Annotated in this window: 26 protein-coding genes and 1 pseudogene; 11 read left to right on the forward strand and 16 right to left on the reverse strand. The window is 62.8% G+C overall.

Annotation, left to right across the window (positions count from 1 at the left end; all coding sequences use genetic code 11):
- Window positions 1-16: 16 nt before the first annotated feature.
- The 5 genes from argE to OG203_RS17140 form a co-directional block, all read right to left on the reverse strand.
- Window positions 17-1,207 carry an acetylornithine deacetylase gene (gene argE, locus OG203_RS17120; protein ID WP_405166647.1) on the reverse strand — a complete coding sequence of 397 codons (1,191 nt, stop codon included), beginning with the start codon at window positions 1,205-1,207 and terminating at the stop codon, window positions 17-19.
- Window positions 1,208-1,329: 122 nt separating this feature from the next.
- Complete coding sequence (locus tag OG203_RS17125; RefSeq protein WP_405166648.1) at window positions 1,330-2,247, reverse strand: TauD/TfdA dioxygenase family protein; 918 nt, start codon at window positions 2,245-2,247, stop codon at window positions 1,330-1,332.
- Window positions 2,248-2,313: 66 nt separating this feature from the next.
- Entirely contained in the window at window positions 2,314-2,805 is a 492-nt protein-coding gene (locus OG203_RS17130; RefSeq protein ID WP_405166649.1) for a GNAT family N-acetyltransferase, read from the reverse strand.
- A gap of 26 nt (window positions 2,806-2,831) precedes the next feature.
- Entirely contained in the window at window positions 2,832-3,959 is a 1,128-nt protein-coding gene (locus OG203_RS17135; RefSeq protein ID WP_405166650.1) for a hypothetical protein, read from the reverse strand.
- 6 nt (window positions 3,960-3,965) lie between these two features.
- Window positions 3,966-4,832 (reverse strand): 3-keto-5-aminohexanoate cleavage protein, encoded by an 867-nt coding sequence (locus tag OG203_RS17140; RefSeq protein WP_405166651.1) that lies wholly within the window; start codon window positions 4,830-4,832, stop codon window positions 3,966-3,968.
- A gap of 1,101 nt (window positions 4,833-5,933) precedes the next feature.
- Between OG203_RS17140 and OG203_RS17145 the strand changes: the two genes are divergently transcribed.
- On the forward strand, window positions 5,934-6,416 hold the full coding sequence (locus OG203_RS17145; protein ID WP_405166652.1) for a hypothetical protein: 483 nt from the start codon (window positions 5,934-5,936) through the stop codon (window positions 6,414-6,416).
- Between the two features lie 692 nt (window positions 6,417-7,108).
- Here OG203_RS17145 and OG203_RS17150 read toward each other — a convergent pair.
- The gene (locus OG203_RS17150) at window positions 7,109-7,357 is read right to left on the reverse strand and encodes a DUF6223 family protein (protein ID WP_405166653.1); all 249 of its coding nucleotides are present in this window, start codon (window positions 7,355-7,357) and stop codon (window positions 7,109-7,111) included.
- A 171-nt stretch (window positions 7,358-7,528) separates the two neighbouring features.
- Between OG203_RS17150 and OG203_RS17155 the strand changes: the two genes are divergently transcribed.
- From OG203_RS17155 to OG203_RS17165, 3 genes and pseudogenes are all read left to right on the forward strand, one after another.
- Entirely contained in the window at window positions 7,529-8,569 is a 1,041-nt protein-coding gene (locus tag OG203_RS17155; protein ID WP_405166654.1) for a tyrosine-type recombinase/integrase, read from the forward strand.
- A 1,002-nt stretch (window positions 8,570-9,571) separates the two neighbouring features.
- Window positions 9,572-9,697: pseudogene (locus OG203_RS17160) on the forward strand (IS3 family transposase); the annotation flags it as partial.
- A 417-nt stretch (window positions 9,698-10,114) separates the two neighbouring features.
- Window positions 10,115-10,537: a MarR family winged helix-turn-helix transcriptional regulator gene (locus tag OG203_RS17165; RefSeq protein WP_405166655.1), complete on the forward strand. Its 423-nt coding sequence runs from the start codon at window positions 10,115-10,117 to the stop codon at window positions 10,535-10,537.
- Between the two features lie 72 nt (window positions 10,538-10,609).
- Here the strand turns inward: OG203_RS17165 and OG203_RS17170 are convergent, their stop codons facing one another.
- The 3 genes from OG203_RS17170 to OG203_RS17180 are packed head-to-tail and all read right to left on the reverse strand — an operon-like array spanning window position 10,610 to window position 11,291.
- Window positions 10,610-10,798 carry a DUF6924 domain-containing protein gene (locus OG203_RS17170; protein ID WP_405166656.1) on the reverse strand — a complete coding sequence of 63 codons (189 nt, stop codon included), beginning with the start codon at window positions 10,796-10,798 and terminating at the stop codon, window positions 10,610-10,612.
- Complete coding sequence (locus OG203_RS17175) at window positions 10,765-10,908, reverse strand: hypothetical protein (RefSeq protein WP_405166657.1); 144 nt, start codon at window positions 10,906-10,908, stop codon at window positions 10,765-10,767. Before OG203_RS17175 ends, OG203_RS17170 begins: the two co-directional genes overlap by 34 nt.
- Window positions 10,908-11,291 (reverse strand): hypothetical protein, encoded by a 384-nt coding sequence (locus OG203_RS17180; RefSeq protein ID WP_405166658.1) that lies wholly within the window; start codon window positions 11,289-11,291, stop codon window positions 10,908-10,910. The genes OG203_RS17175 and OG203_RS17180 overlap by 1 nt, the downstream gene beginning before the upstream one ends.
- Window positions 11,292-11,710: 419 nt before the next feature.
- Here OG203_RS17180 and OG203_RS17185 point away from each other — a divergent pair, with 419 nt between their 5' ends.
- Window positions 11,711-12,076, forward strand: a complete 366-nt coding sequence (locus tag OG203_RS17185; RefSeq protein WP_405166659.1) for a hypothetical protein — start codon at window positions 11,711-11,713, stop codon at window positions 12,074-12,076.
- A gap of 569 nt (window positions 12,077-12,645) precedes the next feature.
- Here OG203_RS17185 and OG203_RS17190 read toward each other — a convergent pair.
- Complete coding sequence (locus tag OG203_RS17190; protein WP_405166660.1) at window positions 12,646-13,230, reverse strand: flavodoxin family protein; 585 nt, start codon at window positions 13,228-13,230, stop codon at window positions 12,646-12,648.
- A gap of 128 nt (window positions 13,231-13,358) precedes the next feature.
- Between OG203_RS17190 and OG203_RS17195 the strand changes: the two genes are divergently transcribed.
- Together OG203_RS17195 and OG203_RS17200 are read left to right on the forward strand one after the other, a co-directional pair.
- The gene (locus OG203_RS17195; protein ID WP_405166661.1) at window positions 13,359-14,111 is read left to right on the forward strand and encodes a TetR/AcrR family transcriptional regulator; all 753 of its coding nucleotides are present in this window, start codon (window positions 13,359-13,361) and stop codon (window positions 14,109-14,111) included.
- Window positions 14,112-14,738: 627 nt separating this feature from the next.
- Window positions 14,739-14,978, forward strand: a complete 240-nt coding sequence (locus OG203_RS17200) for a hypothetical protein (protein WP_405166662.1) — start codon at window positions 14,739-14,741, stop codon at window positions 14,976-14,978.
- Window positions 14,979-15,159: 181 nt separating this feature from the next.
- Here OG203_RS17200 and OG203_RS17205 read toward each other — a convergent pair whose 3' ends face one another.
- Window positions 15,160-16,089 (reverse strand): LysR family transcriptional regulator, encoded by a 930-nt coding sequence (locus OG203_RS17205; protein ID WP_405166663.1) that lies wholly within the window; start codon window positions 16,087-16,089, stop codon window positions 15,160-15,162.
- 82 nt (window positions 16,090-16,171) lie between these two features.
- On the opposite strand from OG203_RS17205, the gene OG203_RS17210 reads away from it, so the two are divergent.
- Entirely contained in the window at window positions 16,172-17,008 is an 837-nt protein-coding gene (locus OG203_RS17210; protein WP_405166664.1) for an SDR family oxidoreductase, read from the forward strand.
- Window positions 17,009-17,359: 351 nt separating this feature from the next.
- Here OG203_RS17210 and OG203_RS17215 read toward each other — a convergent pair whose 3' ends face one another.
- Window positions 17,360-18,205: a YncE family protein gene (locus tag OG203_RS17215; RefSeq protein ID WP_405166665.1), complete on the reverse strand. Its 846-nt coding sequence runs from the start codon at window positions 18,203-18,205 to the stop codon at window positions 17,360-17,362.
- A 298-nt stretch (window positions 18,206-18,503) separates the two neighbouring features.
- Window positions 18,504-19,397 (reverse strand): AraC family transcriptional regulator, encoded by an 894-nt coding sequence (locus OG203_RS17220; RefSeq protein WP_405167895.1) that lies wholly within the window; start codon window positions 19,395-19,397, stop codon window positions 18,504-18,506.
- 154 nt (window positions 19,398-19,551) lie between these two features.
- Between OG203_RS17220 and OG203_RS17225 the strand changes: the two genes are divergently transcribed.
- Both OG203_RS17225 and OG203_RS17230 read left to right on the forward strand, forming a co-directional pair.
- The gene (locus tag OG203_RS17225; protein WP_405166666.1) at window positions 19,552-20,148 is read left to right on the forward strand and encodes a TetR/AcrR family transcriptional regulator; all 597 of its coding nucleotides are present in this window, start codon (window positions 19,552-19,554) and stop codon (window positions 20,146-20,148) included.
- Between the two features lie 362 nt (window positions 20,149-20,510).
- Window positions 20,511-21,245, forward strand: coding sequence for an SDR family NAD(P)-dependent oxidoreductase (locus tag OG203_RS17230; RefSeq protein ID WP_405166667.1), 735 nt, complete (start codon window positions 20,511-20,513; stop codon window positions 21,243-21,245).
- 339 nt (window positions 21,246-21,584) lie between these two features.
- Here OG203_RS17230 and OG203_RS17235 read toward each other — a convergent pair whose 3' ends face one another.
- The 3 genes from OG203_RS17235 to OG203_RS17245 form a co-directional block, all read right to left on the reverse strand.
- Window positions 21,585-21,719 (reverse strand): hypothetical protein, encoded by a 135-nt coding sequence (locus OG203_RS17235; protein ID WP_405166668.1) that lies wholly within the window; start codon window positions 21,717-21,719, stop codon window positions 21,585-21,587.
- Window positions 21,720-22,046: 327 nt separating this feature from the next.
- On the reverse strand, window positions 22,047-22,988 hold the full coding sequence (locus OG203_RS17240) for an alpha/beta hydrolase (protein ID WP_405166669.1): 942 nt from the start codon (window positions 22,986-22,988) through the stop codon (window positions 22,047-22,049).
- On the reverse strand, window positions 22,981-23,220 hold the full coding sequence (locus tag OG203_RS17245; protein WP_405166670.1) for a hypothetical protein: 240 nt from the start codon (window positions 23,218-23,220) through the stop codon (window positions 22,981-22,983). The genes OG203_RS17240 and OG203_RS17245 overlap by 8 nt, the downstream gene beginning before the upstream one ends.
- Window positions 23,221-23,303: 83 nt before the next feature.
- Between OG203_RS17245 and OG203_RS17250 the strand changes: the two genes are divergently transcribed.
- Complete coding sequence (locus tag OG203_RS17250; RefSeq protein ID WP_405166671.1) at window positions 23,304-23,924, forward strand: TetR/AcrR family transcriptional regulator; 621 nt, start codon at window positions 23,304-23,306, stop codon at window positions 23,922-23,924.
- Window positions 23,925-23,940: the final 16 nt, after the last annotated feature.

Below are 23,940 nucleotides of genomic sequence, written 5' to 3' on the forward strand. Positions count from 1 at the left end.
GCTCCGGCGCGCTTCGTCAGACGAGCGGCAATGATTGCAGGTACCGCAGACATTTGCTCAATTGATCGAGCGAAATGAACTCGTTCGCAGTATGCGCCTCGGTGATGAATCCTGGTCCGCACACGACAGCCGGTATGCCGGCACACCCCCAAATGATGCCCGCCTCAGTTCCGAATGGAACCCACAGTGGGTCCTGCTCCGCACCGAATGATCTTCGCACGAAAGTCACAAACTCGTGGGCCGGATCAATCGTGAACGACGGAGTATCGGAAAGCTGTTCTGTCGACACCTCGGCGACTTCGTAATTCGCGGACCCATCCGTGCATAAGCCAGCACCGACATGGTCCATGAGTTCAGCAGCGATTCGATCACAATCATGGCCCGGGACGTTCCTGATTTCCAGTTCCAGAACGCAATCCTCAGGGACGATATTCGCCTTCAGTCCCCCGAAGATACGGCCGACGTTGATCCAAGAATGACCGATATCGAAACGATCGTCGTGGGGACCTTCGGAACGGAATCTTTCGTTGAGCGCCTGGACAGTACCGACAAATGATACCGACGAAACGATCGGATTGGTTACCTGTGGAGCCAATGCCGCGTGCCTGGATTCTCCTATAAATCTGACCTTGTGAATCTGTTTTCCCTTGTGGCCGACCACGACTTCTAAGCCGGTCGGCTCGCCAACAATACAGCCCTTGACCCCTGCCCAGGTACGCATCTCATCCACGAGTTGACGCGCTCCAACACAGCCCACCTCTTCATCGTAGGTGAGCATGAGTGTGATAGGTGTCGTCAATCCACTTTGATCAACCCGAGACAGAATAGCGAGACAACAGGCTATGAAACCTTTCATGTCCGCAGTTCCTCTACCGATCGCAACGCCTTGCTCGATACGTAGTTCGAATGGATCAGCGGACCATGACTGCCCCTCGACGGGGACCACGTCAGTGTGCGCCGACCAGATAACACCACGCTCGTTGGATCGGGCGCCGGCGGTAGCCACCAGGCTCGCCTTAGTATGTTCTTCGTTCCAGTACAGCTGACTGCTTATTCCATTTTCGGAAATCAGCTCTTGAACATAATGAACCAGTTCGATATTGGAATTACTGCTCGTGGTGTCGAATCCGACCAGCCGTTCCAAGATCGCAAGCATATGCGAATAGAGATCGTCGTCGGAGCAGCGGACGAAAATACCAGAACTCATGACATCTCACTGACAAACTCGAATAGGGCGACCAAACGTTGCTGCGTCGACCCAAGATTGGACAAGCGACATTGGTTGAGCACGTACAACGATGTTCGGCACAGCCTGACTGAGCAACGTGCTTACCTGGACGACAACCTGCTGTAACCGACTTTCGGCATCGACGGTGTCACCGGCTGACCATGCGTGGTAAGACGCAGCAGCCGACGCACATGCTTCTCGTCGAGGTCCTTCGTTGTTGCCGAGTGCAAGACACATCGATTGTCCCAGACCACCACGTCCAGTGGATTCCAACTGTGCCGGTACACGTAGGGTGCGCTGGTAATGTGTGCGACCAATTCTTCGATGAGTTCCGTGCTCTCCGCCTCGGCCATTTCAGCGATACCGATCACACTGCCGATTACGCGGGGCTGGATGAATAGCGACTCTCGACCGGTGTCCGGATGACGCCGAACGAGTGGATGGGTGATCTCCGGAGTCCGTTTACGTTCCTCTGGCCCAATGTACTGCCAGCGGGCCCAAGGATCGGTACGGTCCGGCGACCAGCGGTACTGGTGTCTAACCCGCAGCGTCCGGAGAAACTCCTTGCGCGCTTCCGGCAGGGCTGCGAAAGCTGCTTCGGCGTCGGCGAACAGCGTGTCACCGCCGGCCACCGGGATCTCCAGGCCATGCAACATCGTCGCACCGCCGGGAACCAATTTGTATGAATAGTCGGAATGCCAACCCTGGCCCGACGTCTTCATCTCCTTGTTTCGGCCGAGCTCGTCCTGATTCGAAAGATAGGTCAGGGTCGGTTGCTCCGGGTGCCGGAGCTTGACGACGTGATGCTCCTCCGGCCGCCCGAAAATAGTTCCGAAACCCGCGAACGCCCCTGCATCGATGTCTTGTCGGCGGAAGACGAGCACTTTGTGGTCCAGGTAGTGCTCATAGATGCTGCGGCCGAACTCGCTAGTTATCTCTGGACTGATAGTCAGGCCCGTTACCTCTGCAACGAAAGTTTCCGAGAGCCGAGTCGCGATGACGGCGGTATCGACGGTCACAGCTGTCCTTTCATTAGATGATCGACAGTCAGATATTAGGAACAAGAAAGGAGCACGCCCGGCTCTTCAGCCGAGTTCCTTGAGAAAGAAGATACGATGTGAGCGGTCGTTTCGTTCGGAGTGCGTGATCTCGTATTCCAGCGACCGGTAGAATGAGAGATTGCCGGACATCTCGGCCCGAGTCCAAAGTTTCACCCCTTTTGATCTGGTAGACCGTGCCACCCCTTCGACGACCTCCACCAGCCTCTTTCCGACCCCTTGCCCCTGACAGGACGGCCGAACAGCAAGGTTCCGCAGAATCAGGTACGGATAGCTCGGTTCTACCGTCACCATGCCCAAAACTCGATCGGCAGTGACGGCAACATGAGTTCTACCGGCAGCAGCGACTTCGTCATAATTCAGCAGAATGGGAGCTGGCGGTTCATCCACCAAATCAAGATATTTTCCGTAGGCCTCGTGTGCGATTTCCGCCAGCTGGTTTCCATCCTCCGGCAATGCCAGACGCAGCTGGATATGAGTTTCGGACGATATGCCAGTCATTTTATTCCAGACGAACACGGTTCACGGGTGAATTCCCAGTCAGGTCATATGTTTTGTAGCGACTGACCGGACATCAGCGTTCGCGCTTCTCGACTTCCGTCGAAGTACGGGCTGGCGTAGACCTGTTCGCCATCCGTGGCAGCAACCATGTCGTTGAAATTGCTACCGACATCATATTTGAAAACGTCCCGCGGGTAGGACAGCGCTTTGACGCGCGCGTCATCGTAACGGGCATCGATAGAGCAGAATCGCAGTGCATACGCCAACCGGGACGGAAGCGGACCCTCTTCAAGCTTCACGCTGCGGTGCAGAACGTACTTGTCGAAGATGAGCGCGTCGCCCGGCTCGAATGAGTCCTCCACGGCAAAATGGTCGAGTAGACCTGCCATTTGAGGGGAGTTCACAAGACTATTCTTCAGGTTGCTGAAGTCGTCGAACGTAAAACTCTGGCCGGACTCGATCTTGGTTTGCATGTAAGTCGGCAACAGATTGATATGTTGGTAGATGAATTCTCCGGACAACAGCTGCTTGGAAATATATTTCATCCCGCCCCGCTGCCCATGTGCGTTGATACGACAAAGGGGCGCCCAGATCGTATAGCCCGCGTCTTCACGGCGCTGAAAACCGAAACTCTGCGTGCCTACATGCCAGGGAAACCCCGTACTTTTGTTCTTCTCCAGCTCGAAGCCGAGGCCCTGGGTAAAGAACACCGACTGATCGACGATACGAGCTATCGCTGCCGAGAAGCTCGTATCGCTCATGAGCGCAAGAATAGCGGGGTCATCGTTTCCGATATCATACTTCAGCTTGCTGAAACCCGCACCGTAGTTGTCAGAGGGTGGAACAATCTGCGAGGTATTGATCTCGCGTAAGTGTTCGACGAACTTCTCGGAAAATATCTGACGCAACTTCAGAAACCCATGCACGGCGAAGCTGCGCACATCATCTTCGTCGATAGAGAACCGTGCATTGATCATCTGAGACGAACTGGACACGCTAATCCTTACTCCTTCATCATAGAAATTTTTGCCAGCCTGCAAACCTGCCCGCGCGATCGAGGCCGCATCGGCCCATGAACAACCGAGGTCCGATGACGGATTTGGTACAGCCGACTTGCGAAGCACACCAGCGCCCTGAGGCATCACCGGCAGGCTCTCCGTGCCACCGCCCACTGAGGATTACGCCAATGTTCGATCCACCGGCTTCAGGCCGATGATCGAGCGGGCTTCCTCCGGTGTTGCCGGTTCGCGGCCGAGCTCTCGAGCGATCCTTGCAACCCGTTCCACCAGGCCGCTGTTCGTAGCCGGCGATCGATCTGCCCAGGAGTAGTACGGGTTGTCCTCGAGCCCCACGCGCACGTGCCCGCCCAGACTCAAGGCCGCAGTGTTTGCGGAGAGCTGGTACCTACCAACCCCGGCGAGCGCCCATACCGTTCCCTGCGGCAAGCCTGCCAAGATTGACGCCACATTCGACGCAGACAGGTTGGCAGTGCCGCGAGAGCCCAGCAGGATATTTGCATAGTAAGGAGGCTTGAGAATCCCCTTCTCAACCAGATGAGTGCAGTAGTCGGCCATTCCCGTGTCGAATATCTCGAGTTCAGGAACAACATTATTATTGTGCATTTCCGTGATTAACCCACGAATGATCTCTGGTGAATTAACGGACGGTCCGGTAGCAAAGTTCATCGATCCGAGCGTCAGCGAGGCCATTTCCGGCCTTGCGATCCCATCAATACGCAGCGCCGCCGAACGCTTCTCCAGTTCAGACCAGTCTCGGCCGCTGGTTGTTACAACCAAAATCATGTCGGGAACTTCGGACGCGACCGCTTCGAGGATATCCTTGAACCGTTCCGGACGCCAGGTCGGTTCTTCGTCATCGTCGCGTGCATGGAGATGCGCCATTGACGCACCCGCATCACGGCATCGCTTGACGTCAGCGGCAATTTCCTCCGGTGTGATCGGAACGTTGGGCACTTTATGCCGCCGCGGAATCATTCCCGTAGGGCACACGTTGATAATCACTTTGTCCGACAGGCTCGACGTCATCTAGCTGCTCTCATTCTCACTCGAAACAGATTTTTGCGACTCTTTGCAGACGCTGGTTGCGCCGCTCGAACGGTAACAGTCAGAAGTAGGGATCGGAAGGTACTTCACCTTCGAACATAATGATCGAAGCTGCATTCGAGAGTTCGACCACGGCTTGCTCACACGAATCTAAGAAGGTCCCGAATGACTCGCACTACTCAAGACCACTGGGGTATTTACGTTTCCAGCCGAAGGAGGATCGGCAGCACCGCGCTATTCGCTTCGGGATTTCCCTCGGATGCGATTTTCAGGTAGCCGACTCACCACATCGGTCGACTACGGCATGACTTGAACGCATACGACACAACGCCACGTTGACCAGCCTCGTCTATTTACCGGTCAGGTGCGAATTTTCCGCACCTGGCTTCGGCACCACACCCTAAACCGGCCGACAAACCTAGAACCTCAGCCGCACGCGACCTACCACTTGGAAGTCGCACATTCTCCGGTGCGCCGCCACCATACGATCCGCCAATGACGACGGCAACCCGGCCACACTGTGCTGTCGCGTATGGCCAATCCAACCGTGGCAGATCTTCTCAACGACGGGGTCACAGAAATCCCGTACCCGACATGGGGCACTGGAGCAAGGCAGCATGCGCGGCAGCCTTGCACCGGTGAGAGACCAGTGGTCCCGTCGTGCGCGCCACCCTGGATCGGTTGGTGCTCATAGACATTGGCCGGCATGTCGACTTGCTGCACGAGTCCAAGCGCGATGGCAAGGGCATCGTGGCGTTCTGGGGTTGGTGAATCCGAGGCAGCGGGTTGTCGCGAGTGCGCGATGCTCGGAGTCTCTCGACGCAGTAGCAGCGCAGTCCGAAACCGGTTGAGCGAGGCTGCCCTGCTCGACGAGTGAGATCGGACCGATGAGGCCCAGGAGTGGTATCGACAGGCAACCGCGCTCGGACGCACCGGCGCGATATTTTCCGGCACTTCGCTATCCGTTGACAACGACACGACGGCGGGATGACGGCGGCCTGCCGGATTTCTATACAGCAAGACATCCTGGAGCCTCCATCGGATCACGGTTTCGTAACAGAGGCGGTGGGGTGCTTGGTCGACATGACCGCCACACAATACGAGGAGTTGATGCTTCCGGTATCGGGTTTGCAGGTGCACTGGCGAGCGGGAGACGAGCATTTCCGGATTCGATCGCCCGCCAGCGACGCTCGGATGAGTTCCGACCAGCTGCCCTGGCGACCATGGTCGGGACACAACATGGCCGTGGGCACTTCAGGCCCGATCGTCGGCGAACCCGCCGCTATGTGGTGGGCGGTGTGGGGCGAGTACACCGGCGCCGACGTCCAGGTCACCCTCGATGACCGGAGCCATCCCGCGGTGATCGTCTTCCACAAGTTGTGGATGACCGAATGGCGCGGCAGGGCGCAAGCGGCCACCGTCATCACCGCCGGTCAGCAGGCCGATGTCCAATTCGCCACGCCGTTCGGACCGACCGCCGGGCGCACGATCGACGGTGCCAGGAAATGGCACAACGTCGAGACTCCGAGCGGATTCCACGACATCCCCAGGAACCGGATTCGGTGAAGCAAGCTCGTCATCCCACCTGCTGCGCGTCCCCTCCAGCCAACTCTCCGGACCTAGAGCCGTGGCCCATTGCCGCGACTCCGCTGTGCGGCTTCACGAAACCGACTTCGTAGCAACACTATTCGCGGTCGCTCTACTTCTGCGTGATCACCCGGTGTTCAGCACTTCTCGGCCGTTCGCAGAACACCGGCATCAGCTAGGGGTAATGCCGATGATCCAGGTCCCCGATCCCACGGATGACGCAGCGGCCTCGGATCGTTTATCCAATGCCCATAGGGGTACCCGACGTGGTGAAGCTATTATCCGAATCCGCATTCAACCGCCAAGCAGCCCTGAACATTTCGGTGCTCAGGCGCGGCAAACACGCGCCAGGAGGTCGAAATATGGACGGATTGCAGCACAGGGTCCGAACAGCTCTGAAATTCGCACAAAGCGGAATCGGGCCCGACGAAGCTCGATTCCTCGAACGCCGTGTCATCGAGTTACGCTCCGAAGTCGACGCTGCACCATACGACAAGCCCGAACGGCTACGCCTGCTGGCGTCCTGCGCTGAAGCATTCGCCACCGCCCGCTGGGCCCGTGGCTACCCCACCGTCCCGTTGACATCTTCAAGCTTCCGACCTGCCTGTGACAGCGACGGACTGGCGGGTCCGCGGTCAGGGGTGCGGGTGCCCGGTCTCGAACTTGCGGGTTCAGTCGATGCGGGCGACACGACGAGATCGGTTCAGTGCTACCGCGCCGAGGGTCAGCGCGACCAGTCCGAACACCATGGCGGCCCAGGCCCCGACTATCCCGTTGCCGGTGCCGGGGCTGGCCGCGAACCAGCTCCCCAGAGCCAGACTGATCAGCCCTGAGCCCAGCGCAAGCCCTGCCTTGATCTTCCGCCAGCAGTTTGGTCGGCGGCCCCGCAGCCGCTTCGAGCACTCTCGACCCGACCTCACAGCATGATGATCAGCGCACCACCTCGGCGAGGCCGAGCATGTTGCCTTCGCTGTCACGGAACCAGGCTGCTCGTTCCCCGCAACCGTTGCTCGGGTAGTTGCCCTCGATGTTACCCACCACCAGCATTACACGCCGTTTTCGGCCAACCGCGAAACCGGGCGTCATAGCCGATGACGACACCAGTCCGCAGCGTCGCGGACCCCGCCGCCATCGCCACCACCCGAATCCTGCTCTCACAAATCGGCATCACACCCGCCGACCTACTCACCGACACCCACCCAGCACCCACCTTCAGCCAAGCGATCCCGCAACTGCGCACCACCCTCACCCCAGGCACCCTGCGCACCTACAACACCCACCTGCGCTGGCTCGAAAACAATTGGCCCCACCGACGATTGGACGAGGTGTCGAAAGCCGAACTCGATGAACGAGCACGACACGTCCAGGCGGACAGTAGAACCACCCGCGGCACCCGCAACGGCGCCAGCGCCAAACAACACTTCATCAGCGCCGTGCGCTGCCTCTACCGCTACGCCGAAGACAACAACTGGATCCACCCCACCCGAAACCCGGCCCGCGGACTGACCATGCCCGCCCGGCCCGCCTCGCATCGGCAAGCGATCCCCTCACCACGACTGGCCGAGATCTGCCACGTCACCTCCATCACCGGCGACGACCGCGAACTCGACACGCTACTGCTGCGACTGCACATCGAAACCGCCTGCCGCCGCGGCGGCGCCCTGAACCTACGACCCCGCGACCTCGACCCACACCAATGCCTGATCCTGCTCCGCGAGAAGAACATCGACCGCTGGCAACCGATCTCCCCCACCCTCATGGCCCACCTACAACACCACGCAGCACAACGCCACAGTCCACCCGACGGTCAACTCCTGCGTTATCGCAACGGCAAACCCATCACCCGCCGCCGCTACGACCACCTCTGGAACCGCCTCGGCACCCACCTCCCCTGGGTCGCGACCCAACACATCACCACCCACTGGCTCCGCCACACCACCCTCACCTGGGTCGAACGCGCCTTCGGCTACGCCACCGCCCGCGCCTACGCCGGCCACCACACCCAAGCACACGGCACCACCGCCACCTACGTCAAAGCCAACCTCTACGAAATCACCACAGCCCTAGCGATACTCACCCAAGAACCCCACCGACTCCTAACCGACGACCCTCTCGCGGCAAACAGCCACTGAGCGCCAGCCCGGTCGCTGCCATGCGGCGACCGGGCCTGCAGCTACCACATATCACCCGCACCGGTTTATCTACCAGATCGGCTGACGAAACCTGCACCAGCGACCGATCAGGCCCGACCGGCAGTCAGATCCGCCAAAACCACCCCTGATCGAGAGGTGATGAGACGGAACCGATTACGCACCGAACGCAGGGGTCGCAGCCGACATACCGGACGTGTTACCGAGCCAATCGCACTACGGCGACCACCACCAAACACAGCACCCAGCAACCGATTCCGCTCTACCGTGGATGCTGCCTGGATCGCCTCGTAAACAAGTGACCGTCAAATACTTTAAGCACGCGGCAAGCCAGCTACCTCAGAGAGGAGACCGAAACCCCCTACAGCTCAACACAATACCGAGCATGGAGAACTCCACAACATCTCCGTGCTACGCTTCAGCGACGTATCTGAACAGTGCTTAAACACACCCATGTGTCATCGGTGTCGCAACGACGGGGTTAAGTCCCCTCTCGCGCACCACGTTGTGTCACATATGTCGTGTTCAGGAGTCCACGGACTCCCTGGCACGTCTCAGATGAGCCAACCAGGCCTCTCCCAGCGCACTTCCCCGTCATCGATGTCGCCTTTGCGTGTTCCGGTGAGTCCGCGCGCACCCTCGATCACCCACCACGACGCAGTTGAGACACGCGCGAAGTTTGCTGGAACCAGTCGTGACCCAACCCGGCACCCGACCGGCTGGCCTCAACCGGATAACGGGATGGTCGCTGGTCCAATACCGACGAAGGCTGGACGTGTCGGCGTGTCTCATCGAGCACGTTTTCCCGAACGCATGCGAAGCCAGCAACCAAGGTGTAATGGCCCTACAACTGCTTCTACCGCGAAGCAAAGCCGGTCAAACACCCCTGAACCGGACACCGCAACGCGACAGCTAGCCCTCCCGCGGCGTGAGGAGCGGAATCACCGCCCGAGCCTCCCGATCCCGCACCGGCACCAACGCCGACGACGATTTACCGCAGACAGGCCAAACGCTCGGTGGCTTACCGACATCACCGAGCACCACACCAGTGCGGGCAAGCTCTATTTGTGTGCGATCAAGGACGTGTTCTCCGATCGGATCGTCGGCTACGAGGGCAAGCGTGGCACGGCGCGAAACGAATCACATCCGCGTAAGAGGCGGACGATCGAAATCGTATGTACTGCAACTGATTTCACCCGGTCCCTGGATATCGTGATTATCGGACCAGCGTTCCGATTGGATCTGAGCTGGCCGACGGAACAACCCTGCCGGTGATCGGCATCCAGTCGCCGACTTCGCCGGTTTACGGCGCGGCGGCGGGCGGTTCATCGACCACTGGGCACCCATGAACGCGACGGACAGATGGAAGAGCGACGCACGCTGTAAGTGCGAATCCTGACACCACTTATCGGTGAAACCTGCTGGTGGTCGCCGCTCCCCCTGGCCCGCGCGACAGACCGGCGGGTCGGAATCAAAGAGCGTTGTGCAGTTAATATTAACTGAACAAGATTCTGGTACGCTCGCACCATGGATGATGGGCTGGGCGACTTGTTTCATCGCGTGGTGTTTTTGCTCGGCGAGGCGACCCGGCGGCGCGTGACAGGCTCGGGCGGGGTGAGTTATAGCCAGATGCGGCTGCTCGGCTCGTTGGAAGAGGGCGAGCCGATGACCCAGCACCAACTGGCGCAAGCGCTTTCGGTGTCCGATCCGGCGATCAGCCGGGCCCTGCGCCCACTGGAAACAGCCGGACTCATCCAGGTCAACCCCGACCCCGAACACGGGCGACGGCGACTGGTCAGCACCACCGAAGCGGGCCGCAACAGCTTCCACGCCAGCGGTAAGCCACTCTACGACGAACTACGTAATGCCTTGCTCGCCGCCGGCTTCCCGTACGAGCGCTACCTGCGCGACACCGTCAAGCTGGCCGAACTCCTCGAGCCAACCCGCTAGCCACCCCCTGTTGTTCCGGCGATGAGCCCGGCCCACACAGACGGCGACTGCGCGACCTGGGCCAGATCAAGGTCAGAAACCCCGGAAGATGCCGTCGTCGTCGGCCGCACTGGCGAACTCGTCCCAGTCCATGTCGGCGAGGGAGATGTTGTTCTCGATCGACCACAGTTCCTCGGCGATGACTCGCAGCTGCTCGGCGCTCACATCGCGATAGCCGAGATCATCAATCAGCCAGGCGTCGATGCCGGTCGGGCAGCGCACTCGCGCACCGGCTCGGTATCGCGCAAGGCGACGTAGTCGGCGGGCGGATCGAAGGGGCCGCCGGTCGGCCGGGTCACCGGAAGTGCTGGGGTGCGGGATGTTTCGGTCATCACGGAGCCCGCCTGTCGGTCATGAGGAGAGTGGCACCCACCGCCGCGGCGCCGTCGCGTTCGCCGGTGAACCGCGGCTCGGCCGAGGTGCAAAAATCACGCAGCCGACACAGCGCCTGCGGCGATTCACGGCGCTGTGCGGGATCGGCCACCTTGTGGGCGAACAGCCGCATCAGGTCGTGCAGCCGATACTGACCCAGCTTCGGTGTCTGCAACATGCCGTGATCGACGAGTGCCTCGCAGAGCTGCTCGGCCTCGGCCCGATCCCGGTCGAGCAGCGCGGCGACGGCCGCGACCGACAGTTCAGGTGCTTCAGCGAACCCGAGGAGACGAAGGCGCGAGCGAGCTCGGGCACCAGCAGGCGATAGCTGCCCCCAGAACACCGATTCCACGCTGGTGTTGCCGATGGTGAGTTCGGCCAGTCGCAGATGCTCGTCAGCCTTGGGGTGACGATGAAGCTACGAAGAAGGGAGCGAAAGATCCTTCGAAGCCTGGCTGGCGGTGGAGCGATCCCGATAAGTCCGGAAACTCCATCCGAATTGACAAAGGTCAGCCCGACAGCGCTATTCAATCTCAACGGGTCGATCATGCGCCAAGCCCGGCACAACCGGTGGGGCGTCGACTGACGGTGGCGCGAAACCTGGACCGGGTAAGGCTCCGACAGGTGGGGGCGGGGCGAAACCTGGACCAGGATGCACGGCACCGACCTCGGGTGCAGCGAAACCTGGGTCGGGTGGCGCTGCACCGGGCTCGGTTAGTAAACCTGGACCAGGAAAACCTACTCGTTGAATGGGGTCTATAGATGATCGAACATCCCGATGCGCGAAGCGCTGTAATCGACCTACTGGGAGACTTGGCCGACCCCGCCTTTCAACAACGCGTCTGGGTAGAGCGTAAAGGTGATCCAAATCTGATCGAGAATTTAGACCAAGCGGTTGCGGACTTGTTCGACCTGTACCTTGACGACAAGAATATAGAACGGTATATCGGCGCGGTGCTCAGGAATAGTAGCGAGGCCGAAAGGGTAGCGGAGTTGGCTGGCGTACTACTTCCTCTCTACGCCTCGTTGCCGCCTGGCACCAGCGATGCTGCCGTTATCGCGATGCCTGAGTGGAGCAAAGTTATGGAGACAGCTCGAGCAGCATTGCGGACCTTCTCCGAGGAGTAGGAACCGGTCGAACGAGCTACCGTCCCCGCGGAACACTGTCAGCCAACCGACTTGGACGGCCGACCAACGCGCGCCCAGCGGCATGTGCGGATATCCGAGGGTCCTGGATAGCGCGCTGAGCCGACATGCAGGGTCTAGCGTTGTCCCCCATAGCGAGCAAAGAGATTGTGGTGACCGTCGGCGAAGACGACTGGCGCACCTTCATCGACACTGCGGGCATGTCGGTGGAGGCATACGCCTCGTGGTGTATTCGGATCTTCGCATTGCAGGCCCGTCCGGGTGGCGGCAAGCGGGCAGGCGATCTCGGTCAGGTGAAAACTGCGAATCGAACCCGGAGATCGACGACGACTCCGAGTCGGCTGCATGGGCGGAAACTTTCGCCGAGCGGTTATCGCATCGCATTGACCGCAATCCCGAGATCTGATCCGCGGGGGCTGTTACCCCTTCCAGAAGCGTCGTTCGGCCGGTGCGAGATGCCCGCGGCCCGTTGACCTTTCGAGTGCTTGCACTGGCCGTTCCGAACCGAGCAAGATGGACGACCCGGAACGCGCGCCGGGAAACAATGGGGTCTATGACGCGACCGGATGTCGATAGCGCAGTGCTTGAGTTGTGACCCGGGCTCCGAGGTGGCGGGCGGTGGTTATGTCGGCGGTGTGGACGGCGTCCGGTCCTTGGTCGTTCCAGGTTTGGGCGCCCGCGCCGAGGTAGAACCCGAGCCTGTTGTCGTCGTGTTCGCTGCTGGTTGTGGTATTCCAGCCGGGCAGCAGGCCCAGACTGACCCAGTGCATGCCATGTTGGGCGGCCAGCAGGGCCAGGTATTGCAGCGTGTGCAGCTTGTCGCCGCTCATCGATCCTGAGTTGGTGAAGCCGGACGCGAGTTTGTCCAGCCATTGCTGGGTCATCCAGCGCTTGGAGGTCGCTTCGGCGAATGCGTGGAACGCCCCGGATGCCGATCCCATGTAGGTCGGCGTTCCGAAGATGATCGCGTCAGCAGAATCGAGGATCGCCCACTTGGCGTCGGTCATGTCGGCGACATCGACCATGTCGGCGCAGGCCTCGGGTACCGACTCGATGCCGTCGCGGACGGCCTTGGCGAGCTCGAGGGTGTGCCCGTAGCCGGAGTAGTAGGCGACAGCGACGTGAACGGATGGCATGTTGGATCCTTTCGTCGTGCAGAGCGGCGGGGTTCTCTGTCACTCTTCCGCCTATTGTTGACATCGATAACGCTATTACCGTGACAGCGTCATTGTCAACGTCAACAATTTTCCGTTATCATCGCAACATGTCATCACTGGATCGACGCGGCGGCTCGGACGATCAACGCGAGCGCATCCTGAGCGCGGCAGTGACCTTGCTCGCCGACGCCGGGCCATCCGGGCTGTCCACCCGGGCGGTCGCGACAGCGGCCGGAGTTCAGACACCGACGCTGTATCGGTTGTTCGGCGACAAGGACGCACTGCTCGATGCGGTGGCCAGCTTCGGTTTCGAGAGCTACCTCGCCGATAAGCGTGCGTTCCTGCCCAGTCAGGACCCGGTCGAGGATTTGCGCCGAGGCTGGGAGACGCACGTCGAGTTCGGCTTGGCCAACCCCGCGATCTATACGCTGATGTACGCGAACCTGCGACCGGACCGCCACCCCGCGGCAGTAACGGAAAACCGGGCCATCCTGCGCGGCATGCTCGAACGCGCCAACGAACAAGGGCTGCTCCGGGTGTCTGTCGAGGCGGCCATGGTAGCCATTGAGGCGTCCACGACCGGCGCGGTTCTGCTCTTGCTGGCCCAGCCGGAACAGGCTCGGGACGCCCAGTTGATCCGGCCGTTACGCGACATCGTGCTCGACGCCCTCACTGAGCAAGCCGTACCCCGCGCCGACGACCGCTGCCCCATCGCCGACCGTGCACAGTCACTACTCGGAATCATCACCCCCGCTGGCAACGCTGACCCCGTGACCGACGCGGGCTTCAGCGTCTTCGAAGCCGGCCTGCTGCGCGAATGGCTCACGCGTCTCGACCAGACCCACCGATCCCGCCGGTAGCAACAAACGGCATCTCCGATAACCAGGGTGCTACTTGGCTGCGATCGGCCATGAATTCGCCTGTAGAAGTGAACTTTTCGTGCAAGTCGCGCGTAGATTTGCGGAAACCCGTCTGAGAGTGCCACGAATCGCAGGGAAAGTTCACCGCGGATCGATGCACGGAATTCGGCTAGAAGCGGGCGTTGGAAGTGGTGTCGGCCAACCGGTTTGGACGGTCGACCAACGCGCGGGTCTCGGCAGAAGCGCGCGTTCCGCTGACCGCGCGGCTTGGCCGGTTCTCTCAGCACGATCAGCGGCATTTCCGGATGTCCGTGAGATTCGACTGCGGGTGCCTTGACTGAAAGACCGCAATGATCCGCCCGGCCCTCGCGGGTGGCATCAGCATCGCCGGGTCGCCCGAGGCCGCCATTGCCGGTCCGGGGGTCCTGCGCTGAATCCCGGTGCTGCACAGCGTCCCACCGTTCCCGGTCGCCCGAGGCATCCGGCCCGAGCACGCGCCCGCCTGATCCGCAGTGCCGGTAACGGTGGTGCCACCGGCGCTCAGGGCGTAGCAACTGACGGCAGCCACCGGGTGACCTTCTCGCTACCGTTGTGCGCGCATACGTGTATCAGCGAAAGGTATTGTCGATGAAGCAGTTTGGAATTACCGCACTGGTTGCCGGTGCGGTTGTCGTCGGTGCGGTGTTCGCCGCCGCGCCCGCGATGGCGGGGCCGGGCCTTCCGCTGGAAGGGTCGACTGTCGGCACCGATGCGCAGCAGGTGGGGGACATCTCGCCGTCCGGGTCGGCGAATTCGCTGGCGTCCGGTTCGGCGTGGTTGCCGTGCTTGCTCGGCCAGAAGTCGGCGTTCTGCAACTACGTCGGCTGATTCGGATCGACCGGCCGGTGCCGTAGTTGGGCACCGGCCGCGCGGCGCGAACGACCGGAACGCGGCATTATGGTGCGTCGAGCGGACCGAGATGATCTCGGCCCGTTGATCTTTCCGGGAGTCGCGTAGACGGACCGACCTCAGACCGGCAACGGGTCCTGCCCGAGGAACTGGTGCCCCTTCACGGCGGACTCGCACACGGCAGCGAACCCGTGGGCGAGTTCGCGAGATATTGCGTGACGAGGTGTTCGAACGCGCGGGTCGCGGCCCCGGGGGTGCGACCGGTGGGCGTGGCCAAGGAAATGGGCCAATCCAAGTCGGCGCCGGTGACAGGCAGGATGCTGAGATCGTTGCCGGATGGAATGACTGCGCGGGGCAGCAGAGCGATGCCCAGGTGTTGCCGGACGAAGTCGGTGCCTGCGTCGATATCGGTGATCTCGAGGCTGACTCGACGCTGGAGTCCGGCGGCGGTGAAGGCGCGATCGGTCACGGCGCGGTTTCCGTACCCGGGCGGGAAGTCGATGAAGGACTCGTCGGCCAATTCTGAAATCGCTACTTCGCCGCGGTCGGCGAGGCGATGATCTCGGGGAACCACCAGATCCAAGGGTGTGGATGTCAGACCCCGCAGGTGTGCCGTCGCGGGCGGATGTCCAGGGATCGAGACGAAGGCGACGTCGAGGCGGCCCTGGGCCAGTGCGGCGACAAGCCCGGGCGATCCGCCTGTCGATGCCGCCGTTGCGAGCCGCATGGTCACGGCGGGATGTTCGCGATGGAATCGGCCGAGCAGTGCTGGTAAGTCGATCAGCCCGAGTGAGCTCATGGTCCCGATACGCAGTGTGCCGCGCAGTCCACCTTTGACGGCGTGCACGGCGTCGCGAGCGTCGCGGGCGGCGTCGAGCGTGGCCCGGGCTTTCGGGAGCAGTTCGCGCCCGGCATCAGTGAGCCCGACCCGCCGGGTCGTGCGCAACAACAGCGGGGTTTCCAGCTCACGTTCCAGGGCGGCGATCGTTGCCGATACCGCGGACTGCACGACGTGCAGCCGGGCCGCGGCACGGGTGAAGCTGGACTCTTCGGCCACGGCGACGAAGCACTCCAGCTGGCGCAACTCCACCGCTGAATTATCGCACACGGTGATCAATGTGATCGGCATTCTTCGTTGGACTCGATCGCCGGGGCGATGCAGGGTGAAGAATATGACCATCTTGATCACCGGTGTCCGTGGCGGCATCGGCGCCGGCCTGCTGCGCCGCCTACACACCTCCGGCCACAATGTCCGGGCGGCCAGCCGCGTCCCGGCCAAGACCGAACTGCCTGCCGGTGTCCTAGCCGTCGAGCTCGACCTCGCGGACCCGTCGACCTTCGCTCCCGCGCTGGCCGGAGTCACCGATGTGTTCCTCTACGCCGAGCCGGCCGGAATCGAGGCATTGCTCGCGGCCGCGGTGGCAGCCCGGGTGCGGCGGGTGGTGCTGCTCTCGTCGGACTCGGTGACCCTGCCCACCGCCGAGCGCAACGCGCTGGCCCGGCATCACCTCCTGGTGGAACGGGCACTACTCGCCGCACCGCTCACCGCGACCCTGCTACGGCCCGGCGGATTCGCCACCATGACCTTGGGCTGGGCCGAGTCGATCCGTGCCGGACAGCCGGTCGAGCAGGCCTACCCGCACGCCCGGCTGGATCCCATCCACCCCGAAGACATCGCCGACGTCGCCGAGCTGGCACTGACCACCGACACATTGGACGGCGAGACGATCAGCCTGGGCGGCCCGCAGGTACTCAGCTTCGGTGACCAGGTGCAGACGCTAGGTGAGCTGCTCGAACGCCGGATCGAGCTGCGTGAACCGACCCGAGAGCAGGCGGCCGAGCAGCTGCGCGGTCATGTGCCCGCGCCGCTGGTCGAGGCGGTACTGGACTACTGGTCGCAATTGCCAGGGAAGCAGACCGAAGCCGCGCGCTCCGTCGAGCGGATCACCGGCCGCCCCGGCCGCACATTCCGCCAGTGGGCCACCGAGCACCTCGCTATGTTCCGGTGAACTGCCACAACGGTTTTGGGCGCAGGACCAGCATGGATGCCGCGTTGAGCGGCGGATAGACGACTGAACACAAGCTGTGCTCCTGCGGCCAGGGCTGTGCTCTCTATCTACAGGAGTACGAATCATTAGGTGTGCGGTAATCGGCAATACCGGACGTTGAGAAGCCGTGCCGGACAACCAATTTGGTCGGTTGACCAACGCGCACCATGCGGCAATAGCGGACGTTCACAGTGGTTGGGCATGTCAACCGAATCAATGACCGCCTCTATGGCAGGTAGTCAGGACAGTCCGGTCGCCACTGCCGGTCCGCTGGTCTCGCTCGAGACCAGCATGCTTTGCAGGCGTAGCTGCTCATATCTGCTCCGGCCGCGAAAGCCCTTCACCCTCCTGCAGATACGCCAGGCCGTGTGGTCCGGCGCCGACTGGCACCGTGGCCGTGACCGACATGGCTTCGAGGTCGATCACCGATACGGAATCGTCCTTGTAATTGCTGACGTAGGCGGTCGAGCTGTCCGCGCTGGCGATCACATTGAGTGGGAACCGGCCCACCGCGATCCTTGGCCCGAGTGCCAAGGTGTCTGCGTCGACGGTCTGGAAGAAGCCCTGGCGTAGTTCGGGACTGTCGGTCCAGTAGGTGAAGTTGAAGCTGGTGGTCAGAACGTAGCGGCCGTCGGGTGTGACCGCGACCGCCCCCGGCGATTCCGGCAACTCTAGTGTCGCCTCGATCCGGGCCTCGATCGCGTCCACGACGTACAACTGCGGCGACCGCTGGCTTGCCACGAAAATCCGGGCACCGTCGGGGGATACGGCGATTCCCTCGGTCCCGTTCGGGGTCTCGATGCGGCCGGTGACCGTCATCGATGCCACGTCGACGACGGAGACGAATCCATCCTCTTTGTTGGCGGTGAAGACCGTGGAACCGTCCGGTGTCAGCACCATCCAGTGCGGGCCGTGCGCGCCGACGGACACCGACCCGAGTACGGTCTCGCGATCCAGGTCGAGCGCGATCAGCTCCCCACCGCCGGACTCGCAGGTGATCAGGGCCGTGCCGAGATCCGGCGCCAGCGCGATACCGTGTGGCCCCCAGTGCGGGGACAGGTCGATGCTGCGCAGCGACCTGAGCCGACAGAGACGACCTCCAGGAAGTGTGAGGCCGACCGATAGTGGTTGTAGAAACCGTCCTCGTAGCTGATGCACACGTACCCGAGCCGCCGCACATGATCCACGGCGACCTCGTGGGGCATCGCGCGAATCGGCAGGTGGGCAAGCCGTTTCAGCGATGACGCGTCGAGCAGTTCCACGGCGCTGTCCTCGGTGTCGATGATCAGGAGTCGGGCCGCGGTTGAACCGGCATTTTCGAGCATCACTATCGTTCCTCGGTAATTGGAAGCAGTAGAAGGGTTTTCCCTCAGGGGCGGGATGTCACCAACGTAGGCACGGCCGACAATGCGCACCACCGGTATGTCGCCAGCAGAATCCGGAAACCCGCCAAGGTTCAGGGTGCGGTGCGGTGCAGCTCGCTCTGGTAGCGGCCCGGGGTCCGTCCGACGAGCGCGGTGAAGGCCTCGATGAAGCTGGTCGGATTCGACCAGCCGCAGGCCATCGCGGTATCGGTGACCGAGTAACCGTCGTGCAGATGTACCAGCGCGTGCTGGATGCGCAGCAGCGTCCGCCACCCGTGGAAGCTCATGCCGACCTCGGTGTGGAACAGGCGGCTGAGGGTGCGTTCACTCGAACCGGCAGCTCGTCCCAACTCCGCCAGGGTGGCGTTGTCGGCGGGGTTGGTGTGCAGTCGATCGGTCACCATGCGTAGCCGATCGTCACGCGGTTCGGGAAGATAGCCGAATTCCTCTGAAACATCGATCAATTCATCGACGACGACCGAGAACAACCGCTCGTGCGCGCCGGGCCGAAAGGGGCGATCGGACGTGAGGGTCACCAGCAACTCCCGCACCAACGGAGTCACCGCAAAGACGGTCGGCCGAATAGGCAGCTCGCTGCAGAGCGCTCGCGGCATTTCCAGTACCCGCACCTCGGTTTTCCCGTAGGCGCGGTTACTGTGCGCGAAACCCGGCGGCATCCAGGTGAGCCGGTCGGCCGGAGCCACCCACGTGCCGAGTTCAATCGTGGTGGCAAGCACGCCTGCCGACGAATAGAGCAACTGTCCCGTGCGATGCCGATGGACGGCGACGCGCATGCCGTGACTGAGCCGACCGTGCCGCAGCGGCGCGAAGTCGAGTTCGGGCACAGACTCGCGGATTTCCGGCATCCCGAACGAGGTTACCAGCGGAGTTCGCCCGTGTATGTACAAGTTCGGTGTGCTAGCTGGGGGTGCGAGCAGCGTGACGACTTGGTTGAAGGTGTAGTACACCGCGCCGTAAAACGGCATCTGCACGCGTTGGGAAGTCCTGCCGATCAAAAGATTTGGACGGATGACCAACGTGCGCCTCGCGGCAATACCGACCGACATAGATTGATCGCTGAGGACACCTGGCGCTGTCGCCATTATGGCCCCTACGGTCCAGAACTAGTACTGTGGTTGTATGGCCCGACCTCGTGAGTTCGACGAAGATCGCGTGCTCCTCGCTATCCGCGACGAGTTCTGGGACAAGGGCTACGCGGCGACGTCGATGGACGACCTGCTGTGCGTGAGCGGGCTGGGTAAAGGCAGCCTTTATGGGGCGTTCGGGGACAAACGCAGCCTATTCCTGCGGGTGCTGCGCGACTACGACGACGCGAACCTGCTGATGCTGCGCGAGCGTCTGGCGTCCGCGGCGCGGGGGATCGACGTGGTCCGCGAGTTCGTGCTCGCCTTGACCGGCGACCCGACCGGAGCCACTGCGCGTCGGGGTTGCCTGCTGGCCAACACCTACGCCGAGCTCGCCACCAGCACTCCGGACGTGGCCGCTGAGGCCCGCCGCAGCTACGACGCGATCGCCACCATCCTCACCGCCGCACTGGAGCGCGCCCAGCGCGAAGGCGACCTCGACCCCAGCACCGACCCTGGCGAGACCGCCCGCGCGGTCCTGGTCACCCAACTCGGCCTCATCGCGCTCGGGCGCACCGGCATGGACATCGACGCGCTCACCACGATGGCCCAGTCCGCCCTGGCGCGGTTGCTGCCCACCCCAACGCAGTAGCAACAACTCACCGGCCGACCCGTACCGCCGTTGCCTTTAACCGGCCCCTGCGAGGTGCACCCTCAAGCTGCGTCCTGCGGCCCTTACCGGGGGGGTCACGGTCCGCTGACTGAGCTCCAGCGCTGCGCCAATCGTCGGGCAGTTTCGGCTGCGACCCAGTTGCCGCGGCGGTCGACGCTGCCGGTGGGGCGGGCACAGCAGGTGTCGGTGTCTGTCCGGTGGCTCCGAGGCCGCGCATGCTCGGCTCGGCCGTGGGGGCCGCGCCGAGGAGCCACCCTCCCGATGCCGAAGGCTCTTGACCAAGCGGTCCATAACGGGTAAGGATATGGACGTAATAGTCCATAACCTGGAAGGAGGGCGGCATGGCCGTCTTGGCAGACAAGGTCGCCGTGGTCACCGGGGCCAGCAGCGGCATCGGGTTCGCGACCGCACGCGCGTTCCGCGACGAGGGCGCCAAGGTGTTCATCACCGGTCGCCGCAAGGACGCGCTCGATGCCGCGGTCGCCGAGCTCGGACCCGACGTGACCGGCGTGGTCTGCGACGCTTCGGTGCCCGCAGAGCTCGACGCGTTCTACCGGACCGTGCACGACCAGGCCGGACGCATCGACGTACTGGTCGCAAACGCCGGCGTCGGCACCGCAGCTCCGTTCGGCGAGGTGACGGAGGATCTGATCGACACGGTGTTCGCCACCAACGTCAAGGGAACGATCTTCACCCTGCAGCAAGCGCTGCCATTCCTCAGCACAAACGCTTCGGTGATCCTGACGGGTTCGACCGCCGCGACACGGCCCAACCAGGGACTCGAGGTCTACGCGGCGTCGAAGGCCGCGGTCCGCAGCCTCGCCCGCGGTTGGGCCCTCAGCTCGCGCGCGCACGGCTTTCGGGTCAACGTCGTGTCCCCGGGCGGTACCCGCACCCCCGGTCTGCTCGAGCTGATCACGCACGAGATGCTCGAGCAGGCCGAAGGTGCCGTCCCTATTGGTCGGCTCGCCGAGCCCGAGGAGATCGCCGCGGTGACGACGTTCCTTGCCTCGGACGCGTCGAGTTACGTCAACGGTGCCGAATTCTTCGCCGACGGTGGATACGCGCAGGTCTGAATGCTCTCGTAAGCGCCGCACTCCACGCGCCGAGCCGGGCGGCAACGGTGCCCGTGGCGATCGCGCAGCACACCGCGTCGATGTCTATCCGGGGCGGCCGAGCGGGTCGAAACCATCCGGGCCCGGCGGTGCGCCGAGCTCGGGCGCGACTTCGGCAACCAGCAAATCGCACGGTAATCGGCTTACCGGAGGTTGTATTAATCGAGGATCTCGTGCCGTTGATCTTCCCGGGGCGGCTAGGGGAGACCTCGGATAGTCGAATGCTTGCCAATCTGGAAACCGGTGGGGGCGGGCCGAATTCGGCCCGCCCCCACCGCTTCGTTACCGAAGCCTGCCTGGCTAGTAGTAATGAGCCCGGCCCGCCACCGGTCGTCCCAGCGCACCGAACAGGGCCAGCACCGCACCGGCCACCAGGGCGACGATGCCCAATGTCCACAACACTGGGATCCCGAGCAGGAAACCGACTATCAGCAAGACGACACCCAACGTAATAATGACGAACTCCTAACCGTGGCGCTCTCACATCGCATCCGATCCGGCTGCGCTGGTGCGAGAATCTGTGATCGACCATCTGATACCCGGCGTTTTTGATCTCAAACGGGCCCTCGCTCCGGGCTCGGGCCACACACGCGCCCGGCTGGGCGGATGCGCTGCACCACAGTTGATCTCGCCCACCGAATCGACCGCCCAGCGGCAGATGCGGACGTTCTCGAACGAGCGGGTCGCGGCATAGAAACACGTTCTGCGTTTCGGTCTGGACGGGCGAAATGCTTTTGATGCGCTCGAATAGCGCCGGTGGGATCAGCTCAGGCGGACAAGCGATGTCAAGATCTCGACCACCGGCTGCGGGTTTTGCGGACCCAGATGTGGCGCGTCGAGAGTGTGGACGTCGAAAGCGTTTCCCGGCGTCGCGGCATCGGCCTCCTCGATCATCCTGTCCTGGAGGGCGAGCGGCAGCATCCGATCGCGACTACAGCGGATATAGCTGCGCGGGATCCTCCCCCACGTCGCCGGTTCACCGCGGGCGTCACCGACGGTCACCGCCCACGTCTCGTCCGGCTCCATGCCGTTCAGCGCTGTCCGGAAAGCGGCGTCGTCGTAGTCGTCGGCCAGCGCGAGTTTGGCGGCGGCGAGAAAGGCTGGATCGGCCGAGCGCCAGTTGGTGCGGGTCACTCCGGTCCGTTCCGGATCGCCGAGACTCGGGATCGCCGCCGCCAGCGTCACGGCCGCTTCTGGCACGGTGAAACACTCGAGCACGCTGCGCAGCCGGACACAGCAGAAGGCCGTGAAGTAGACCAGGCGCGCGATCAGATCCGGAATCTCGCCACCGACGCGGGTGATTGTCGCCCCGCCCATGCTGTGACCGAGCAGAACAACGGGTCCATGCTCGGCGACCTGGCGTACGACACGCACCACATGCTCGACATTGTCGTCGAGTCCGACTCGGGCCAGCGGCGACGGCTCACTCGCCAGCGCTGCGAGATCCTGCGGCGCCTGATAGGACAGCGGAAAGTGCGCACCCGGCCCGTGTCCGGGAAGGTCGACGGCCAGTGCGCGGTAGCCCGCCGCGGTCAACGCGGCCACCAGCGGAGCGTACGACGCCCCATTTCCGTTGGCGCCGTGCACGATCACGAACGTCGGCGTGGTGGCTCCGGCGGCGGGGCCGGAAGCGCACCCGGTTGCCAGTACACCGGCGCTCGCCACGCCCGCACCGAGCAGTGACCTGCGTGACAGCTCAGGCACTTTCGACCACCCGGGTTCGGAGCGCAGCCACGATCAACAGCGCGAAGCCGACTGCCCCGAGTACCCAATCCGACCATGCGGGTATGCCGGCGGTGCGCAGCAGCGCGGCCACACCGAAGCTGTGCTGCCACAGGGCATCGGTCAGAGCCGAGCCGAACCCCTGCACGAACAGGATCAGCCCCGAGATCCACCATCCGGACTGCGCTCGCGCGACTGTGATCCATTCCGACATGTCTTGATCTCCGATCTTTTCTGATGCAAGTGCATCGGAACGCTAACACGTAACCGATGCACTTGCATCGGTATGCTGATGCGGTGCCGAAACGGGTGAACCACGAGTGCCGACGACGTCAGATCGCTGACGCGGTCTGTGAACTCATCGGACGAGCCGGGATCGAGGCGGCCACGCTGCGTCAAGTCGCCGAGGAGGCGAGCGTCTCGATGGGCGCCGTCCAGCGATGCTTCAGCACGCGCCAGCAGATGCTGATCTTCGCCCAGGACCACGTGAACAGCCGCGTGACCGAGCGAGCCCAGAAGCTCATCGCGGCAGCCGCGGAACCGGAGTCGGTCACCACCATGCTGGAGCAGACGCTTCAGGCCATGCTCCTCGTCGATGATCCGGAACTCGTCGAGGCGCGCGTCTGGATCGCGTTCAGCGCTCAGGCGGCGGTGGACCCGGTAGTGGCGGCCGCACAGCGCGAACAGCAACGCGGACTGACCGAACTACTCGAACTCCTGATGCGGGTCGGCCAGGAGAGCGGGGGCGTCCACCCGGGCGTGATACCCGCCCACGTCGCCGAAGAGCTGATCGCCCTCACCGACGGATTGACTTTGCAGGTCCTCATCGGACGCCAGAGCTCCGACACGGCACGCGCCGTCATGCGCCGGGTTGCAACCGGACTCCGGACGAACCCTTCGACCAACTACTCCGCGTGATCGAGGTCGGGCCTAC

Origin of the sequence: Nocardia sp. NBC_01499 (assembly GCF_045040275.1) — a bacterium.
In the GTDB taxonomy this organism is placed as follows: Bacteria; Actinomycetota; Actinomycetes; order Mycobacteriales; family Mycobacteriaceae; genus Nocardia.

Bases quoted from the DNA above. Each gene is read 5' to 3' on its own strand.
- argE (WP_405166647.1), bottom strand. From the start codon at position 1,207: ATGAGTTCTGGTATTTTCGTCCGCTGCTCCGACGACGATCTCTATTCG.
- OG203_RS17140 (WP_405166651.1), bottom strand. From the start codon at position 4,832: ATGACGTCGAGCCTGTCGGACAAAGTGATTATCAACGTGTGCCCTACG.
- OG203_RS17145 (WP_405166652.1), top strand. From the start codon at position 5,934: ATGACCGCCACACAATACGAGGAGTTGATGCTTCCGGTATCGGGTTTG.
- OG203_RS17155 (WP_405166654.1), top strand. From the start codon at position 7,529: ATGACGACACCAGTCCGCAGCGTCGCGGACCCCGCCGCCATCGCCACC.
- OG203_RS17165 (WP_405166655.1), top strand. From the start codon at position 10,115: ATGGATGATGGGCTGGGCGACTTGTTTCATCGCGTGGTGTTTTTGCTC.
- OG203_RS17175 (WP_405166657.1), bottom strand. From the start codon at position 10,908: ATGACCGAAACATCCCGCACCCCAGCACTTCCGGTGACCCGGCCGACC.
- OG203_RS17185 (WP_405166659.1), top strand. From the start codon at position 11,711: ATGATCGAACATCCCGATGCGCGAAGCGCTGTAATCGACCTACTGGGA.
- OG203_RS17190 (WP_405166660.1), bottom strand. From the start codon at position 13,230: ATGCCATCCGTTCACGTCGCTGTCGCCTACTACTCCGGCTACGGGCAC.
- OG203_RS17195 (WP_405166661.1), top strand. From the start codon at position 13,359: ATGTCATCACTGGATCGACGCGGCGGCTCGGACGATCAACGCGAGCGC.
- OG203_RS17200 (WP_405166662.1), top strand. From the start codon at position 14,739: ATGAAGCAGTTTGGAATTACCGCACTGGTTGCCGGTGCGGTTGTCGTC.
- OG203_RS17210 (WP_405166664.1), top strand. From the start codon at position 16,172: ATGACCATCTTGATCACCGGTGTCCGTGGCGGCATCGGCGCCGGCCTG.
- OG203_RS17220 (WP_405167895.1), bottom strand. From the start codon at position 19,397: ATGCCGTTTTACGGCGCGGTGTACTACACCTTCAACCAAGTCGTCACG.
- OG203_RS17225 (WP_405166666.1), top strand. From the start codon at position 19,552: ATGGCCCGACCTCGTGAGTTCGACGAAGATCGCGTGCTCCTCGCTATC.
- OG203_RS17230 (WP_405166667.1), top strand. From the start codon at position 20,511: ATGGCCGTCTTGGCAGACAAGGTCGCCGTGGTCACCGGGGCCAGCAGC.
- OG203_RS17245 (WP_405166670.1), bottom strand. From the start codon at position 23,220: ATGTCGGAATGGATCACAGTCGCGCGAGCGCAGTCCGGATGGTGGATC.